Below are 15387 nucleotides of genomic sequence, written 5' to 3' on the forward strand. Positions count from 1 at the left end.
CTCAGGCCACCCCCCGCGCATGCTCGACCACGGGTGCGCCGCGCTGGGGCAGGACGACGCCCACCAGGTCGATGCGGACGCCTCCCTGTGGCGCTCCTCCGTGGGCGTGGATCCAGCATGCGGCGAGGCTCCGCAGACGCTCCGCCTTGTCGGGAGTCACCGCGGCCATCGGGTGCTCGAACGCACCGGCCCGCCGTGTCTTGACCTCGCAGACGACGAGGACCTCGCCGTCCCGCGCCACGATGTCGATCTCGCCCGTCCTGCCACAGCGCCAGTTGCGCTCCAGGACCGTCATCCCGGCCTCGGTCAGCCGCCGCGCGGCCAGACTCTCGCCGTACTTGCCGAGTGCACTGCTTGCGTTCATGTCGGCACCACCTCCGGCGCCAACGATCACGCAACCCCGCCCACCGAGTTGATCTTGGTGGACTACTCAGCGGTTGTGGAAAACCTCGTCACTCACATGGGTGAAATCCACCGTCAGCCACGTGAGTGAAAGCCACCGTCAGCCGCCCGGCAGCTCCAGATCACTCTTGTTCAGCTCCTCGATGTTCACGTCCTTGAACGTCAATACGCGGACCTGTTTCACGAAGCGAGCCGGCCGATACATGTCCCACACCCACGCATCTGCCATGGACACCTCGAAGAACACCTCACCCTGGACCGAATGCACCTGCATCTCGTAGTCGTTGGTCAGGTAGAAACGCCGCTCGGTCTCGATCACGTATTTGAACAGACCGACGACATCGCGGTACTCCCGGTAGAGCTTGAGCTCCATCTCGGTCTCGTACTTCTCGAGGTCCTCGGCGCTCATGGCATGTTCCCCTTCAGCCGTGCGATCCCACCATTGTGCGCCAGTCCCGTCGGCACCTAGACGATTTCGGTGTCGAGGGTCACGGGCCCGGCCGGGGGACCTTCGTCTAGCAGCCTGCGCAGCAGCTCGGCGAGTCTGGTCGGATACACCGTCTCATGTGCCCGGGTCAGTTCCTGACACGTCCACCAGCGCGCTCCGGCGACACTGCGTCGCTCCAGCTCGGTCAGGGCCGTGGCCCCGGTGTCCGTCACCGTCGTACGGGCCAGGTAGTACCACTCGTCCTGGTCCCAGCGACGGCCCGCGAACGGGAACGAGCACGTCCGCCGCCAGAGCACCGGCCCGAGTTCCACCTCGGTGATGCCGGTCTCCTCGGCGAGTTCCCTCAGTGCGGCCTCTTCACGGGTTTCGTCGCCCTCCAGTCCGCCGCCGGGTGTGAACCACCAGTCGTCGAACGGATCGTCCGGCTCGTGGCCGTGCAGCAGCAGGATGCGGTCCTCGGGATCCAGCAGCACCACCCGGGCCACCTTGCGCAGCCCGCCTCCGGACAAGGCCGCGGCCGACGCCTCAGCGGGCACCCACGGGCTCCGTCCGGACCCGGGAGCGCCTGCTGAAGAGCTTGGCGACCGGCCCGTACGCGCCGCCGCCGAGGACCAGCACCCCGCCGGCGACGATCAGAACGACGATCGTACGCAGCGGGCCGGGTGAGGAGAGCGCGCCGAGCGGCTCGAAGGCGGAGGGGCGCTCCAGCATGCCCTTCATGGGCCAGACCACGGCGTCCACGCGAGCGGTGACGGCCGAGCTCGCGACGGTGCCCTGGGCGGCGTCGGTGAGGTGGACGGAGGAGTCCAGCGAGCCCTGGCGCTCGTCGCCCAGCAGGAACAGGCGGCCCTTGGGCACCTTCACCGTGGGGATGGACTTGTCCTCCACCACGCCGCCCTTGAGATAGGTCTCGTCGAGCGCCTTGCCGTTGACGGTCAGCTTCCCGTCCGTGCAGCAGGAGACCGTGTCACCGCCGACCGCGACGACCCGCTTGACCACGGGCCCGTTGCTCACCCAGGTCTTGTCGGTGAAGACGACGACGTCGCCCCGGCGCACCTCGTCGCCGTCGACGCGCTGCGCCAGCACTCGGGCGCCGACGTCGATCGTGGGCGTCATCGAACCGGTGGGCACGGTGTACGGCCGGTACAGCACCGCTCCCCAGGCGAATCCCCCGAGAAACAGCACCAGGCCCAGCGCGACGGCCAGTCCGGACAGTCGCTGTCCGGTCCGGCCGCCCACCGGGCCCGTGCTGGTGCCACCGCTGTGCGGGGCCGTACGTGTAGTGCTCTCGCCACCCATGGATCCGCACCCTACCCGGCGGTACCCGAGCGGGTCAGCCCCTCCCGCCCGGCCGGAGCGACAAGCTCCGCAAAGCTTTCACCAGGCCCGCGACAGCCAGGCGGTCCGGTCGGCAGGACGGTGCTCAGCGAGTCCGCTCGACGGCGGCCTTCCTGCGCCGCCACAGCGCCACCGGCACCACACCGACGAGGGCGATCCCCTGGGGCGCGACCGTCAGGGCGGCGGAGGCCGACGCCTTGTCGTTGACGCCGGCCTGGTCGAAGGTGTCCGGCTTGGGCAGTGTGCCCCAGCGGTTGATCGGCCAGGCCTTCACGATGGCGCGGCCCACGACGTCGTCGACCGGGACCATGCCGTGGTGCTTGTCGGACTGGTTGTAGCGCGAGTCACGGGAGTTCTGCCGGTGGTCGCCCATCACCCAGATGTAACCCTTGGGGACCTTCACGGTGAACTGGCCGCCCTGGTCGTCCTGGCTGCACGGGGTGTTGCCGGCGTAGACGTACGACGACTCGCTCAGCGCGTGACCGTTGATCTTCAGCGGTCCGGTGCCCTCGCAGGAGACGGTGTCACCGCCCACGCCGACGACGCGCTTGATGAGGTCCTTCTCCTCGGCGGAGGGCATCAGGCCGATCCAGGAGAGGAACGTCTGTACCGCGTTCGGGTTCGCCGTGGGTTCGCCCGCCAGCCAGTTGTCGGGGTCGTGGAAGACGACGACCTCGCCGCGCTCGGGCTTGGAGCCGAACCACGGGGTGAGCTTGTCCACCAGCACCCGGTCACCCTGCTGGAGGGTGTTCTGCATCGAGTCGGAGGGGATCGAGAAGGCCTGCACCAGGAACGTCTTGATCAGCAACGCCAGCACGAGCGCGATGCCGATCAGGATGGGCAGCTCCTTCCAGAAGGAGCGCTGCTTCTTCGCCGCGGGGGTCGAATCGCCCGGCCCCCCTCCCCGGACCTCCGTCGCCGTACCGTCCTCGGTCGCCCCGGAGTCACTCCCGGAGGTCACGGCGCTGTCCGATGCCGGGTCGGCTGCTTCCACGGGGCGTCCGCGGTGCTCCTCGCCGTCGTGCCCGGATCGTGCGCCAACCGCCACATCCCCCACGCCAACTCCTTACTCTGTGCCGCCGCCTGCGCCAGGTACGGCGCAGGCCCACCACTCCCATAACGAGCGGGAGTTCCGCAGGGCTCGGGAGTTGGATCGCTTCGTTCGGATCGTCGTGAGCAACCCTAAGCGACGCCCGGGAGGCTGCGGTCGTCCCGGACACCGAGTCGGCAACGGAAGAGTAAGTTTTCGGTTCGTCGAGCATGTTCCAGTGGCCGAAGGGCCACGCGATGACCCTGGCCCGTCCCACCACCGAGTCCAGGGACACGGTGCCGCCGTAGTCGGGTGTCCTGGTGGAAGCGGGAGTCCGCGGAGTTGGCGCGATGGTCACCCATCACCCACAGCCGCCCCTTGGGGACGGTGATGTCGAACTGCTGGGTGGACGGGGCGTTCCCGGGATACAGGTAGTCCGTCTCGCTCAGGGGGACGCCGTTGACGGTGACCCGCCCCTCGGTGTCACAGCACTTGACGCGGTCGCCGCCGACTCCGACGACCCGCTTGATCAGGTCCTTCTCGTTGTCGGACGGCAGCAGGCCGATGAAGGTGAGCCCTTCCTTGACCTGCTTGACGACGACGGGGTCGTCCTTCTTCTTCGTGGTCTGCTCGTCCTGGAGCCAGCCGCCGGGGTCCTTGAAGACGACGACGTCCCCGCGCTTCGGCTCGGAGCCGAACCACGGGGTGAACTTGTCGACCAGGACGCGGTCGCCGATCCGGATCGTCTGCTCCATCGAGCCGGACGGGATCACGAACGCCTGGACCAGAAACGTCTTCAGGACCAGGGCTATCAGGACGGCCACGCCGACCAGGAGGGGTATCTCCTTGACCGCGCCACGCCTCCTGCGCCGCTTGACCTTGCGCTGGAGGTGGCGTCGCTCGGCGCGTGAGCGGCCGCCCGCCGGGCTGGCGGACCGCCGGACGCCGGTGGGCAGCAGATTCTCGGCGGGGGTGGTGGACACACCGCGCGGCTTGCCGCGGTTACCCATGCGCGCCCTCCCTTGCGGGCACGCGCGCGTAGGCGGCGGAACGGTGCAGGCGGTCGGCGTGGCCGGCGGGCCAGATGATCCAGTCGGCCCGGCCGAGGACGTCGTCGACAGGGATCATGCCGCCGCCCGGTGAGCCCAGATGGTCCCGGGAGTCGCTGGAGACGCTGCGGTGGTCACCGAGGACGAACAGGGTGCCGTCGGGCACCTCGACGTCGAAGGGCACCGAGGACGGGCTGTCGCCGGGGTACAGGAAGCCCGACTCGTCGACCGACCGGCCGTTCACCTCGACCCTCCCCTTCTTGTCGCAGCAGACCACGTGGTCTCCCCCCACGCCCACAACGCGCTTGACGTAGTCCCCGTCCCCGAAATACCCGGTTCCGTCGAACACGACCACATCTCCCCGCTGCGGCACGGCACCGAAACGGTACGCCAACCTATTTACGAGAACGCGGTCCCCGATCCTCAATCCGTTTTCCATGGATCCGCTGGGAATCTGGAAAGGTCTGACCACGAACGTACTGATCAGCAAGAGAAAGACCAGGCAGACCAGCAGGGTCAGGGAGATCCGGCCGCCGGGCAGCCACTGGGTGATCCTCGACACCAACGCGAAACGCGACCGTCCCTCCGCGGCCCCTGGTGCGGGGCGGGAGGAGCGGTCGCGCTCCGTCGGCTGTGCTTCGGTGTCCATCGGGGCCAGATGCTATCCGGCCGCGCTGTGACGTCCGAGAAGCGCTCAGTTGTCGCGCTTCTCCTTGATCTTCGCGGCCTTGCCGCGCAGCTCGCGCAGGTAGTACAGCTTGGCGCGACGCACGTCACCGCGGGTGACGAGCTCGATCTTCTCGACGATCGGGGTGTGCACCGGGAAGGTGCGCTCGACGCCGACGGAGAAGGAGACCTTGCGGACCGTGAAGGTCTCGCGGACACCGGCGCCCTGGCGACGGATGACTACGCCCTTGAACTGCTGCACACGGGAGCGGTTGCCCTCGATGACGCGGACGTGGACGTTGACGGTGTCACCCGGGCGGAAGGCCGGGATGTCGGTGCGCAGCGACGCGGAGTCGACGGTGTCGAGCAGGTGAGACATTTCGTCTGCTTTCTTCGCCCATGCCACAGGTCATCGGCGGTAGCTGGAGTTCGTGAGGAGGCTGTCCGTGTCGGGGCGGGCGTCGTGTCCCCCTGTGGCAGGGGCGCACGCCGGACGACGCACAACAGCGGCCTATTGTTCCATGCCTTCTGGCCTGCGCCAAAATCGGCCGTACGGCTCCCCCGCCGGGTCCGGTGCCCAGCCCAGGATGGAGAGCATCTCGCGGTCCTTCTTGTTGAAGGCCGCCGGGTCGCAGCGCTCGATGAGGTCGGGCCGGTTGGCCGCCGTACGCCTGAGCGCCTCGTCGCGCCGCCAGCGGGCGATCTTGCCGTGGTGCCCGCTGAGCAGGACGTCCGGGATACCGCGGCCGCGCCACTCGGGCGGCTTGGTGTAGACGGGGCCTTCGAGCAGGTTGGCCATGGCTCCGGGCGCGAAGGAGTCGTCCCGGTGCGACTCGGCGTTGCCGAGGACGCCGGGCAGCAGCCGGGCCACCGCCTCGGTGATCACCAGGACGGCCGCTTCGCCGCCGGCGAGGACGTAGTCGCCGATGGACACCTCGTGGACCGGCATCCTGCCGGCGTACTCGTCGATCACCCGCCGGTCGATGCCCTCGTAGCGCGCGGGCGTGAAGATCAGCCAGGGGCGCTCGGAGAGCTCCACGGCGAGTTCCTGGGTGAAGGGGCGGCCGCTCGGGGTGGGGACGACGAGGGCGGGCGCACCGGAGCCCGTCTCGTAGCCGTCCGCCAGCACGGAGTCCAGCGCTTCCCCCCACGGGTCGGTCTTCATGACCATGCCCGGGCCGCCGCCGTACGGGGTGTCGTCGACGGTGTTGTGGCGGTCGTACGTCCACTGGCGCAGATCGTGGACGTGCACGTTCAGCTGTCCCCGCGCGCGTGCCTTGCCGACCAGGGAGACGTTCAGGGGGTCGAGGTACTCGGGGAAGATCGTGACGACGTCGAGGCGCATCTTCTACGACTCTTCCCGCGAGGACGCGATCTCGGCGCGGTCGTCGATCAGCCCGGGAGGCGGGTCGATGACGGCCTTCTGCTCGGCGAGGTCGATCTCGGTGACGATCTCCTCGACGAACGGGATCATCACCTCGCTGCCGTCGGGCCGCTCCACGATGAAGAGGTCCTGGGAGGGCAGGTGCGAGATCTCGGTGATCCGGCCGACCTCCACGCCGTCCTTGGTCACGACGTCGAGGTCCATGAGCTGGTGGTCGTAGTACTCGTCCTCCTCCTCGGGCAGCTCCTCCGGGTCGATCTCGGCGATCAGGAGGGTGTTGCGCAGCGCCTCGGCGGCGGTCCGGTCACGGACACCCTCGAAACGCAGCAGGAGGCGGCCGCTGTGGACGCGGCCCGTCTCGATGGTGAGCGGGCCGGTGGCGGCCGGGTCGGTCGCCAGTACGGCGCCGGGTGCGAGCCGGAGTTCCGGCTCGTCGGTGCGGACCTCGACGGTGACCTCGCCCTTGATGCCATGGGCACGGCCGATCCGCGCGACTACGAGCTGCACTTCCGAAGATCTCCTGTCGTTGGGCCCGTAACGACTACGGGCCGGGGACGGCCCGATGGCCCTCCCCGGCCCGAGCCGGTGCTGCGTTTGACGTCAGCGGACGTGGTCGACGTCGACGAGGTCGACGCGGACACCGCGGCCGCCGATGGCCCCCACGACGGTACGCAGGGCGCGAGCGGTGCGGCCGTTGCGGCCGATCACCTTGCCGAGGTCGTCGGGGTGGACCCGGACCTCCAGCACTCGCCCGCGACGCAGGGTGCGCGAGGCGACCTGCACGTCGTCAGGGTTGTCGACGATGCCCTTCACGAGGTGCTCGAGAGCCTCCTCGAGCATGCTCAGGCCTCGGTCGACTCAGACGAAGACGACTCAGCGGCAGCCTCGTCCTTCTTCTCGGCCTTCTTCTTCTGGGTGATGGCCTCACCCTTGCCCGCGTCGTCGCCACCGAGGGCCTCGAACGAGGGACGCGCGGCCTTCTCGGCCGGCTGGAGCAGCGGAGCCGGGGCGGGCTCGCCCTTGAACTTCTGCCAGTCGCCGGTCTTCTTCAGGATGGCGAGCACGGGCTCGGTCGGCTGCGCGCCGACACCCAGCCAGTACTGCGCGCGCTCCGAGTCGACCTCGATGCGCGAGGGGTTCTGCACCGGGTGGTACAGGCCGATCTCCTCGATCGCACGGCCGTCACGACGGGTGCGGGAGTCGGCGACGACGATGCGGTAGTGAGGCGCACGGATCTTGCCCAGACGCTTCAGCTTGATCTTGACTGCCACGGGAGTGGATTCTCCTGGATTTGACGTGGTTGGGCACGGCGAGAAAGCCGCGTGGGGTTGCGGTACCCGAGTGCCCGATGGACGCGTCAGCCGGAGGCGAGAGGGTTCCTGTGCGGCTGTCGAGTACAGCTAGCCATTGTGCCACACCCCGGGGCTCCTCTCCGACCGGGACCACGCGCGAGCATGCCTGAGGGGCACCCGGCACTCCAGGTGCCCTCGGGCAGGACCGCGGCTGCCACGAGCAGCCGCGATTCAGCTCGCTGCCGCGCCCACGATCTCGGGGATGCGGAACGGTTTCCCGCAGCCCCCGCAGACGATCGGCGCCTGGGCCAGGACGGAAGGAACGACCCTCACATTGCGGCCGCAGTCGCAGACCGCCTTGACCCGGACCCCGCCTCCGGAGGAGCCGTGCCGCGCCGCCGGACCCCGGAAGGAGCGGGCGGTGTCGGCGGAGGTCGCCGCCGTGTGGGCCTTGAGTGCGCGCTGGAGCCGCTCGATGGTCGGGCGGTACCGGCGCTTTGCCTCGGGGGTGAGCGAGACCAGCGAGAAGCCACTGCTCGGGTGCGGCTCCTCGGGGTGGTCCAGGCCCATCTCCTCGGCGATCGCGAGGAATCTGCGGTTGTGGTAGCGGCCGGCGCGGGAGGTGTCGCGGATGCCTCGCGCGGCGGCGATGCCGTGGACTGCCTCGTGAAGCAGTCGCTCGAAGGAGAGCTCGTGACCGCACGCGGACGACGACTCCCCGATCAGGGACTCTGGCGCGGCAAGGTCGGGCAGTTCGGGGTGGTACCGCTGAATGTCGGCCCACGCCTCTGCCAGCTCTGCGGCGAGAACAGGTGGTGTCTGTGTCGTGCTCACGTAATGACAACGAGCCAGAGTGCCCCGGTGTTCCTATTCCGGGGCATCCCAAATAATTTGCACGTACCCGTCAGTTGCCGCTGATGCGTGGAGACGAGGGCGGGTGCGCTGATCTGCGGAGAAGCCTCACAGCTCGTACCAAGCCGGTACGTAGTGTGAGGTACGCCCCGGCGCGTAGATCGTGTCCACGCGCGGGTGCGGTTGTGATCCGCAGGTGCGCAAGAGGCGTTTCGGTCGCTCTCGCGCCGGAAGGGCGCTGCCTCAGTAAGCGCACGCGACCACTGCGACGTTACCGGGGGCGTCGTCGGTTCCCGGCACCGACCCGTCCTCCGCGACCAGACACCGTACGGTCGCCCCGTACTCGGCCAGTCTGGCCTCGCCTTCCTCGCGCAGAGTGGCCCACGGGATCCGCGCCCAGCCGCCGGCGACGGCGGCCTCGACGGCCTCGTCGAACGTCGACACGTCGGCCGTCCGGGACTCGCGGCGCTCGCGGGACTGGGCCAGCAGCAGCGCCTGGTCCTCCTCCAGGACGGCCGGGAGCAGTCGTACGAGATCGTCGACGGCTACCGCCTCCTTGCCGCCCGGGATGCGGCGGGCCACCATCGCGGTGCCGTTCTCCAGGTCACGGGGTCCGACCTCGACGCGGACCGGCACGCCCTTGAGCTCCCAGTCGACCGCGCGGCGGCCGAAGGGGGTGTCGACGCGGTCGTCGACGTGGACGCGCAGGCCCGCCGCCGTCAACCGGTCGCCGATGTCGCGGACCTTGGCCAGAACCTGTTGGTCCCCCTTGATGGCCAGAACGACGACCTGGGTCTGCGCCAGCCGCGGCGGGACGCGCAGGCCGTTGTCGTCGCCGTGCATCATCACCAGGGCGCCGATCATGCGGGTAGTGGAGCCCCAGGAGGTCTGCCAGACGAGTTCCTGGGTGCCGTCCTTGGACAGGTACGAGGTGTTGAAGGCCTTGGCGAAGTTCTGGCCCAGCTCGTGACTGGTGGCCATCTGGAGGGCCTTGCCGTCGCCCATCATGCCTTCGAGGGTGAGGGTGTTGACGGCGCCGGCGAAGCGCTCCTTGACGGTCTTGCGGCCGGGGACGACGTCCATGGCGAGGACGTGGGTCATGAAGTCCTGGTAGACCTGCCGGTGGATGTGCGAGGCGAACACGCGCGCGTCCTCCGCGGTCGCGTGCGCGGTGTGGCCCTCCTGCCAGAGGAACTCCGTCGTCCGCAGAAAGAGCCGGGGCCTGAGCTCCCAACGCACCACGTTCGCCCACTGGTTGATCAGCAGCGGCAGGTCGCGGTAGCTCTGCACCCACTTCGAGAAGTAGTCGTTGATGATCATCTCGGAGGTGGGGCGGACGACCGCGGGCTCCTCCAGCTCCTTGCCGCCGCCGTGCGTGACGACCGCGAGCTCGGGCGCGAAGCCCTCGACGTGGTCGGCCTCGCGGGTGAGGTACGACTGCGGGATCAGCAGCGGGAAGTACGCGTTCTGCGTGCCCGTCGCCTTGATCCGGGCGTCCATCTCGGCCTGCATCCGCTCCCACAGCCCGTACCCGTACGGTCGGATGACCATGGTGCCGCGCACCGGGCCGTTGTCGGCCAGTTCGGCCTTGGCGATCAGATCCTGGTACCAGCGCGGGAAGTCGTCCGCCCGGGGTGTGAGAACAGGTGCCTTTGGCATGACGCGATGTTACGGGCGCACATTGCCGGGATGTGAATTCTTTTCCCCGGCACATGCCAACCGGCAGCAGGGCCCTTCTGCCTCTGGACGAGCGGTCGAGTGCGGAGTTACCTGGCATACGGGGGAACTGCGAGCGCACGTCACGGGGGCTACGGAATCGGGCACAGAGTCAACTCTCGGCGGATTGGGGCGCTTATCCATGACACCTACGCTCGTGCGGCAGCACCTGCCCTCGACGGGAGAGACCTCCCGTCGCGACCTCGGTGCACGCGCGCGTGACTGGTCCGAGATCCAGGAGCGGATGCTGGTCCCGCTGTACGAGGCCGTCTACGAGCGACTGGAAGTGGGCCCCACGACGCGGCTGCTGGGCCTCGGCTGCGGCAGCGGGCTCGCCCTGCTGATGGCCGCCTCCAGAGGCGCCGCGGTCGCCGGTGTCGAGCCCTCCTCCCCGGAACGGCTGGCGCTCGCGCGCGAGCGGCTGCAGCCGGAGGCGTGGGGCGCACGCACGCGTGTCCGCACCAGGCTCGTCGAGGGAGCGCCCGGGGACGCCTCCGACGCCCGGACCGCCCCGTACACCCTCGTGACCGCCTTCGAGCCGATCGGGTGTCTCGCGGGCGACTCGGAGGGGCTCGGTGACCTGCTCGCCTCGGCGACACCGCTCGCCGAGCCGGGAGCGCCCGTGGCACTCGTCGGCTGGGGTCCGCCGGAGCGGTGCGCCACGACGTCCGTGCTGCGGGTGGCCACCAAGCTGGCGGAACCGCTGCGCGGCACGGGCAGTTGGCGCCCGGCCCTGCGCGACGACCTGGAGGAGGTCGCCCAGCGGGCCGGCCTGCGGCCCGACGGCTCGGGGAGGGTTTCCTGCCCCTTCGGGTACGCCGACCTCGGCAGCGCCCTCAAGGGCCTGCTGTCGACCGGCCTCTTCGACGCGGCCATCGAGGCGACCGACCAGGCGCAGGTGGACAAGGAGGTGACGGAAGCCCTGCATCCGTACCAGCGCCGGGACGGCACGGTGTGGATGCCGAACGTCTTCCGCTACTTGGTCGCGCGCGTGGCCTAGCACGCGGCGGCTCCTAGGTACGCCCGGGTTGCTCAGGAGACTTGCGCGCCGGGGCGGGGTCGGTCATATCCGGACGTTGCGACCAACACCCACCCCCGGCGCACGCGGGCGTGAACTCAGCCCATGAACTTCTTGAACTCGTCCGGCAGCTCGAAGTCCTGCGGGGCCTGCTGGCCGGGCACCCCGAAGGCGCTGCCGGCCTGGGCGGCCTTGCGCGCGGCCTCCTCCTGCTCCTGCTGCTTGCGCTTCATCGGGTTGCCGGAGCGCTGCTTGCCCTTGGCCTTCTTGGGCTGCTTCTTGGCCCGGCCGGGGCCGCCGCCCATACCCGGGATGCCGGGCATGCCGGGCATGCCGCCGCCCTGAGCCATGCGGGACATCATCTTGCGGGCCTCGAAGAACCGCTCGACGAGGTTCTTGACCGCGCTGACCTCGACGCCGGAGCCCTTGGCGATCCGGGCGCGGCGCGAGCCGTTGATGATCGTGGCGTCGGCGCGCTCGGCCGGGGTCATCGACTTGATGATGGCGGCCGTGCGGTCGACGTCCCGCTCGTCGAGGTTGTTGATCTGGTCCTTGATCTGGCCCATGCCGGGGAGCATGCCGAGCAGCTTGGAGATGCTGCCCATCTTCCGGACCTGTTCCATCTGGGCCAGGAAGTCGTCCAGGGTGAAGTCCTGGCCCTTCTTGGACGCCAGCTTGGAGGCCATCTTCTCGGCCTCTTCCTGACTGAACGTCTTCTCCGCCTGCTCGATCAGGGTGAGCAGGTCACCCATGTCGAGGATGCGGGAGGCCATCCGGTCAGGGTGGAAGGCGTCGAAGTCCTCGAGCTTCTCGCCGTTCGACGCGAACATGATCGGCTTGCCGGTGATCTGCCGGATCGACAGGGCGGCACCACCGCGGGCGTCACCGTCGAGCTTGGAGAGCACCACGCCGTCGAAGCCGACGCCGTCGCGGAAGGACTCGGCGGTGTTGACCGCGTCCTGACCGATCATCGCGTCGACGACGAAGAGGATCTCGTCGGGGCTGACGGCGTCGCGGATGTCCGCGGCCTGCCGCATCAGCTCCTGGTCGATACCGAGACGCCCGGCGGTGTCCACGATCACGATGTCGTGGACCTTCGCCTTGGCGTGCTCGATGGAGTTCTTGGCGACCTTGATCGGGTCACCGACGCCGTTGCCCGGCTCGGGGGCGTAGACCGCGACCCCGGCGCGCTCGGCGACCACGCTGAGCTGGTTGACGGCGTTGGGGCGCTGGAGGTCGGCGGCGACGAGCAGCGGCGAGTGGCCCTGCTCCTTCAGCCAGTGGCCCAGCTTGCCCGCGAGGGTGGTCTTGCCGGCACCCTGGAGACCCGCCAGCATGATCACGGTGGGCGGGTTCTTGGCGAACCGCAGGCGCCGGGTCTCGCCGCCCAGGATCGTGACGAGCTCCTCGTTCACGATCTTCAGGACCTGCTGGGCGGGGTTCAGCGCCCGGGAGACATCGGCACCGAGGGCACGCTCCTTGACGTTCTTGATGAACGTCCGGACGACCGGGAGCGCCACGTCCGCTTCCAGCAGCGCGATCCGGATCTCGCGCGCGGTGGCGTCGATGTCCGCCTCGGAGAGCCGTCCCTTGCCGCGCAGGTTCTTGAAAGTCGCTGAGAGGCGATCGGAAAGAGTATCGAACACGGCGCTCGCGGTCCTCGGGGTCGGTGGCAGCTGGGAATCGCCCTCCAGGGTATCCCGGCGACACGCATAGCCGGGATCCCCCGGTCAGCCCCGCAGGGTCTCCTCCAGCTTCCGGGCCACCGAAGCCGCTTCACCGGCCCCGAGCGGGACGCCCTTGCCGTCGGTGACGTAGAAGGCGTCCACCGCGTTGGCGCCCAGCGTCGACACGTGCGCGCTGCGCATCCGCACCCCGGCGTCCTCCAGCGCGCGTCCGATGCGGAACAGCAGTCCGGGGGCGTCCTGGGCGCGCACCTCGATCACCGTGGCGTGCCGGGAGGCGGCCGCGGCGACCGTCACGCGCGCGGGGGGCGCGACGACACCCCGGCGCCTCGGATAGGCGGCGTCCCGCTCGGCGAGACGCGCGGCGACATCCAGTGAGCCGTCCAGGACCCGTACGAGATCGGCGCGCAGCCGGGCCGCCTGGGGCAGCGAGCCGTACTGGGCGGCGACCCGCCAGTTCAGCAGGAGCACGGCGCCCTCGACGCCGTCGGGCAGCTCCTGGGTGCTCAGCTCCGCGGTGCGGACGGTCAGCCGGTGCACGGCCAGCACTCCGGCTACCGCGGGCAGCACACCCGGCTGGTCGGGTACGGCGATCACCAGCTCCACGCCGAGCGGTTCCGGGTCGCCCGAGGGCTGGGCGTCGGCGGGCGGCTCGGTCTGCGCGCGCAGGGACAGCACCGGGCCGCCCGTCGCGAGCGCCTCGATGGCGAGCCGCTCCTGCTCGGCGGTGGGCGCGGCGGCCTCGGGCTCGTCGGGGTCGTCCCCGGCGAGCACCGCGGACACCCGCTTGACCAGGTCGGCGACGAGCGAGCCCCGCCAGGACGACCAGGCGGCCGGTCCGGTGGCCAGGGCGTCGGCCTCGGTCAGCGCGTGCAGCAGTTCCAGCGTGCCCTGCGACCCGACCGCCTCGGCGACCGAGCGCACGGTGGCCGGGTCCTCCAGGTCACGCCGGGTCGCGGTGTCCACGAGCAGCAGGTGGTGCCGTACGAGAGCGGCGAGTACGGCGACCTCGTCGCGGTCGAAGCCGATGCGCGCGGCGACGTCCTTCGCGATGATCTCGCCGGCCACCGAGTGGTCGCCGGGCCAGCCCTTGCCGATGTCGTGCAGCAGGGCGGCGACGAGCAGCAGGTCGGGGCGGTGGACGCGCCGGGTGAACTCCGAGGCGCGGACCGCCGTCTCGATCAGGTGCCGGTCGACGGTCCAGATGTGCACGGCGTTGCGCTGCGGGCGGCAGCGCACCCGCTCCCAGTCGGGCAGCATCCGGGTGATCAGTCCCTCGGCCTCCAGTGCCTCCCAGACCTCGATGGTGGGCCGGCCGGAGCCGAGCAGGGTCACGAGCTGTTCGCGGGCCTCGGCGGGCCAGGGCGTGGGCAGCGGGCGCCCGCCGGCCGCCATGCGGCGCACGGCGTGCAGGGAGAGCGGGAGTCCGGCCTGGGCGGCGGCGGCCGCGGCACGCAGCGGGAGCACGGGGTCCCGGTCGGGGCGCGCGGCGCGGGCGAGCACCACCTCGCCGTCCTGCTCGACGACACCCTCCGCCAGAGGTGACCTCTCGGCGACGGGCTTGCCGCCCCCGAGCATGGCGCGCAGCCGTGGCCGCACGGCACGCGACCTGAGGACGCGCCCCACCTCGCGCCAGGTGACGTCGCTGGCGTACGCGATGACCCGGGCGGCCTCGTAGACCTGCCGCAGCAGGGTGTCGGCGTCGAGCAGCCCGAGTTCGGCGGCGACCTGGTCCTGCTCCTGGAGGGCGAGCCGGTCGGTGGCGCGGCCCGTCGTCAGGTGCAGGGCGTCCCGGACGTCGAGCAGCCGGCGCCGGGCGTCGTCGAGGCCCTCGCGCGGGGCGTCGGCGAGCCAGGAGGCGGCGACGGCGCGCAGGGCGGTGGCGTCGCGGAGGCCGCCGCGGGCCTCTTTGAGATCGGGTTCGAGCAGGTACTGGAGCTCGCCCTGGCGTTCGGCGCGCTCGGCGCACAGTTCCTGGAGCTCGGGAAGGCGTTTGGGGGCCTGGTTGCGCCAGTCGGCGAGGACCGCCGTGCGCAGACCGGTCGTCAGACCCAGGTCACCGGCGATGTGGCGGGCGTCCAGCAGGCCGAGTTGGACCTTCAGGTCCTCCGCGGCCGTCTTGCGGGCCTCTGCGGGCGTGCGCACGGAGTGGTCGAGGGCGAGGCCGAGGTCCCACACGGGGTACCAGATGCGGTCGGCGAGGGTGGCGACCGCGCCCGGGTCGCTGCCGTCGTGCAGCAGGACCAGGTCCAGGTCGCTGCGCGGCGACAGCTCGCCGCGGCCGTAACCGCCGACGGCGATCAGGGAGACGCCGCGCACCTGCTCGTTGCCCGCGGTGAACAGACCCGAGAGCCAGTCGTCGGTCAGTTCGGCGAGGGCGGAACGGCGCGGCGGCCCGGACCGCGCCCCCTCCTGGAGGAGGCGCAGCCGGGCCGCCGCGTAGCCGCTGGGTCCCGAGTCCTCTGCATCCTTGCGCACGTTCGTGCTCGTCACCCAGCAGCTCCTGT

General features: G+C 70.3%; 16 protein-coding genes and 1 pseudogene. 1 reads left to right on the forward strand and 16 read right to left on the reverse strand.

The annotated features are described in order from the left end of the window. Window position 1: 1 nt before the first annotated feature. The 14 genes and pseudogenes from RKD20_RS12845 to proS form a co-directional block, all read right to left on the reverse strand. Window positions 2–364 carry a YraN family protein gene (locus RKD20_RS12845; RefSeq protein ID WP_424877857.1) on the reverse strand — a complete coding sequence of 121 codons (363 nt, stop codon included), beginning with the start codon at window positions 362–364 and terminating at the stop codon, window positions 2–4. A 138-nt stretch (window positions 365–502) separates the two neighbouring features. Further along, window positions 503–811: a DUF2469 domain-containing protein gene (locus RKD20_RS12850; RefSeq protein WP_003965949.1), complete on the reverse strand. Its 309-nt coding sequence runs from the start codon at window positions 809–811 to the stop codon at window positions 503–505. Window positions 812–867: 56 nt separating this feature from the next. Further along, the gene (locus tag RKD20_RS12855; protein ID WP_424877858.1) at window positions 868–1386 is read right to left on the reverse strand and encodes an NUDIX hydrolase; all 519 of its coding nucleotides are present in this window, start codon (window positions 1384–1386) and stop codon (window positions 868–870) included. Then, a complete protein-coding gene (gene lepB / locus RKD20_RS12860; RefSeq protein ID WP_424877859.1) occupies window positions 1376–2149 on the reverse strand; it encodes a signal peptidase I in 774 nt (257 codons plus the stop codon). The genes RKD20_RS12855 and lepB (RKD20_RS12860) overlap by 11 nt, the downstream gene beginning before the upstream one ends. Window positions 2150–2273: 124 nt before the next feature. Next, on the reverse strand, window positions 2274–3245 hold the full coding sequence (gene lepB / locus RKD20_RS12865) for a signal peptidase I (RefSeq protein ID WP_424877860.1): 972 nt from the start codon (window positions 3243–3245) through the stop codon (window positions 2274–2276). After that, window positions 3133–4228: pseudogene (gene lepB, locus RKD20_RS12870) on the reverse strand (signal peptidase I). Before lepB (RKD20_RS12870) ends, lepB (RKD20_RS12865) begins: the two are co-directional and overlap by 113 nt. Next, window positions 4221–4916: a signal peptidase I gene (gene lepB / locus RKD20_RS12875; RefSeq protein ID WP_424877861.1), complete on the reverse strand. Its 696-nt coding sequence runs from the start codon at window positions 4914–4916 to the stop codon at window positions 4221–4223. Before lepB (RKD20_RS12875) ends, lepB (RKD20_RS12870) begins: the two are co-directional and overlap by 8 nt. A gap of 45 nt (window positions 4917–4961) precedes the next feature. Beyond that, window positions 4962–5312, reverse strand: a complete 351-nt coding sequence (gene rplS, locus RKD20_RS12880; protein ID WP_007384968.1) for a 50S ribosomal protein L19 — start codon at window positions 5310–5312, stop codon at window positions 4962–4964. 132 nt (window positions 5313–5444) lie between these two features. Next, on the reverse strand, window positions 5445–6278 hold the full coding sequence (trmD, locus tag RKD20_RS12885; RefSeq protein ID WP_424877862.1) for a tRNA (guanosine(37)-N1)-methyltransferase TrmD: 834 nt from the start codon (window positions 6276–6278) through the stop codon (window positions 5445–5447). Between the two features lie 3 nt (window positions 6279–6281). After that, the gene (gene rimM / locus RKD20_RS12890; RefSeq protein WP_020120979.1) at window positions 6282–6824 is read right to left on the reverse strand and encodes a ribosome maturation factor RimM; all 543 of its coding nucleotides are present in this window, start codon (window positions 6822–6824) and stop codon (window positions 6282–6284) included. 93 nt (window positions 6825–6917) lie between these two features. Beyond that, window positions 6918–7157: an RNA-binding protein gene (locus tag RKD20_RS12895; protein WP_007384965.1), complete on the reverse strand. Its 240-nt coding sequence runs from the start codon at window positions 7155–7157 to the stop codon at window positions 6918–6920. Between the two features lie 2 nt (window positions 7158–7159). After that, window positions 7160–7588: a 30S ribosomal protein S16 gene (gene rpsP, locus RKD20_RS12900; RefSeq protein WP_007384964.1), complete on the reverse strand. Its 429-nt coding sequence runs from the start codon at window positions 7586–7588 to the stop codon at window positions 7160–7162. 252 nt (window positions 7589–7840) lie between these two features. Then, window positions 7841–8443, reverse strand: a complete 603-nt coding sequence (locus tag RKD20_RS12905; protein WP_007384963.1) for a hypothetical protein — start codon at window positions 8441–8443, stop codon at window positions 7841–7843. 261 nt (window positions 8444–8704) lie between these two features. Next, the gene (gene proS / locus RKD20_RS12910) at window positions 8705–10120 is read right to left on the reverse strand and encodes a proline--tRNA ligase (protein WP_424877863.1); all 1416 of its coding nucleotides are present in this window, start codon (window positions 10118–10120) and stop codon (window positions 8705–8707) included. 199 nt (window positions 10121–10319) lie between these two features. Between proS and RKD20_RS12915 the strand changes: the two genes are divergently transcribed. Then, window positions 10320–11177 (forward strand): SAM-dependent methyltransferase, encoded by an 858-nt coding sequence (locus RKD20_RS12915; protein ID WP_424877864.1) that lies wholly within the window; start codon window positions 10320–10322, stop codon window positions 11175–11177. Window positions 11178–11293: 116 nt separating this feature from the next. Here RKD20_RS12915 and ffh read toward each other — a convergent pair whose 3' ends face one another. Continuing rightward, window positions 11294–12841, reverse strand: a complete 1548-nt coding sequence (ffh, locus tag RKD20_RS12920; protein ID WP_424877865.1) for a signal recognition particle protein — start codon at window positions 12839–12841, stop codon at window positions 11294–11296. A gap of 84 nt (window positions 12842–12925) precedes the next feature. Beyond that, window positions 12926–15373: a [protein-PII] uridylyltransferase gene (locus tag RKD20_RS12925; RefSeq protein WP_424877866.1), complete on the reverse strand. Its 2448-nt coding sequence runs from the start codon at window positions 15371–15373 to the stop codon at window positions 12926–12928. Between the last annotated feature and the right edge of the window lie 14 nt (window positions 15374–15387).

The organism is Streptomyces sp. SLBN-8D4 (genome assembly GCF_049739545.1).
Lineage (GTDB): Bacteria > Actinomycetota > Actinomycetes > Streptomycetales > Streptomycetaceae > Streptomyces > Streptomyces canus_C.

What these genes read in the sequence shown, in the direction of transcription:
- RKD20_RS12850 (WP_003965949.1), bottom strand. Translation starts at nt 811, where the DNA reads ATGAGCGCCGAGGACCTCGAGAAGTACGAGACCGAGATGGAGCTCAAG.
- proS (WP_424877863.1), bottom strand. Translation starts at nt 10,120, where the DNA reads ATGCCAAAGGCACCTGTTCTCACACCCCGGGCGGACGACTTCCCGCGC.
- RKD20_RS12845 (WP_424877857.1), bottom strand. Translation starts at nt 364, where the DNA reads ATGAACGCAAGCAGTGCACTCGGCAAGTACGGCGAGAGTCTGGCCGCG.
- RKD20_RS12915 (WP_424877864.1), top strand. Translation starts at nt 10,320, where the DNA reads ATGACACCTACGCTCGTGCGGCAGCACCTGCCCTCGACGGGAGAGACC.
- rplS (WP_007384968.1), bottom strand. Translation starts at nt 5,312, where the DNA reads ATGTCTCACCTGCTCGACACCGTCGACTCCGCGTCGCTGCGCACCGAC.
- lepB (WP_424877859.1), bottom strand. Translation starts at nt 2,149, where the DNA reads ATGGGTGGCGAGAGCACTACACGTACGGCCCCGCACAGCGGTGGCACC.
- RKD20_RS12895 (WP_007384965.1), bottom strand. Translation starts at nt 7,157, where the DNA reads ATGCTCGAGGAGGCTCTCGAGCACCTCGTGAAGGGCATCGTCGACAAC.
- trmD (WP_424877862.1), bottom strand. Translation starts at nt 6,278, where the DNA reads ATGCGCCTCGACGTCGTCACGATCTTCCCCGAGTACCTCGACCCCCTG.
- lepB (WP_424877861.1), bottom strand. Translation starts at nt 4,916, where the DNA reads ATGGACACCGAAGCACAGCCGACGGAGCGCGACCGCTCCTCCCGCCCC.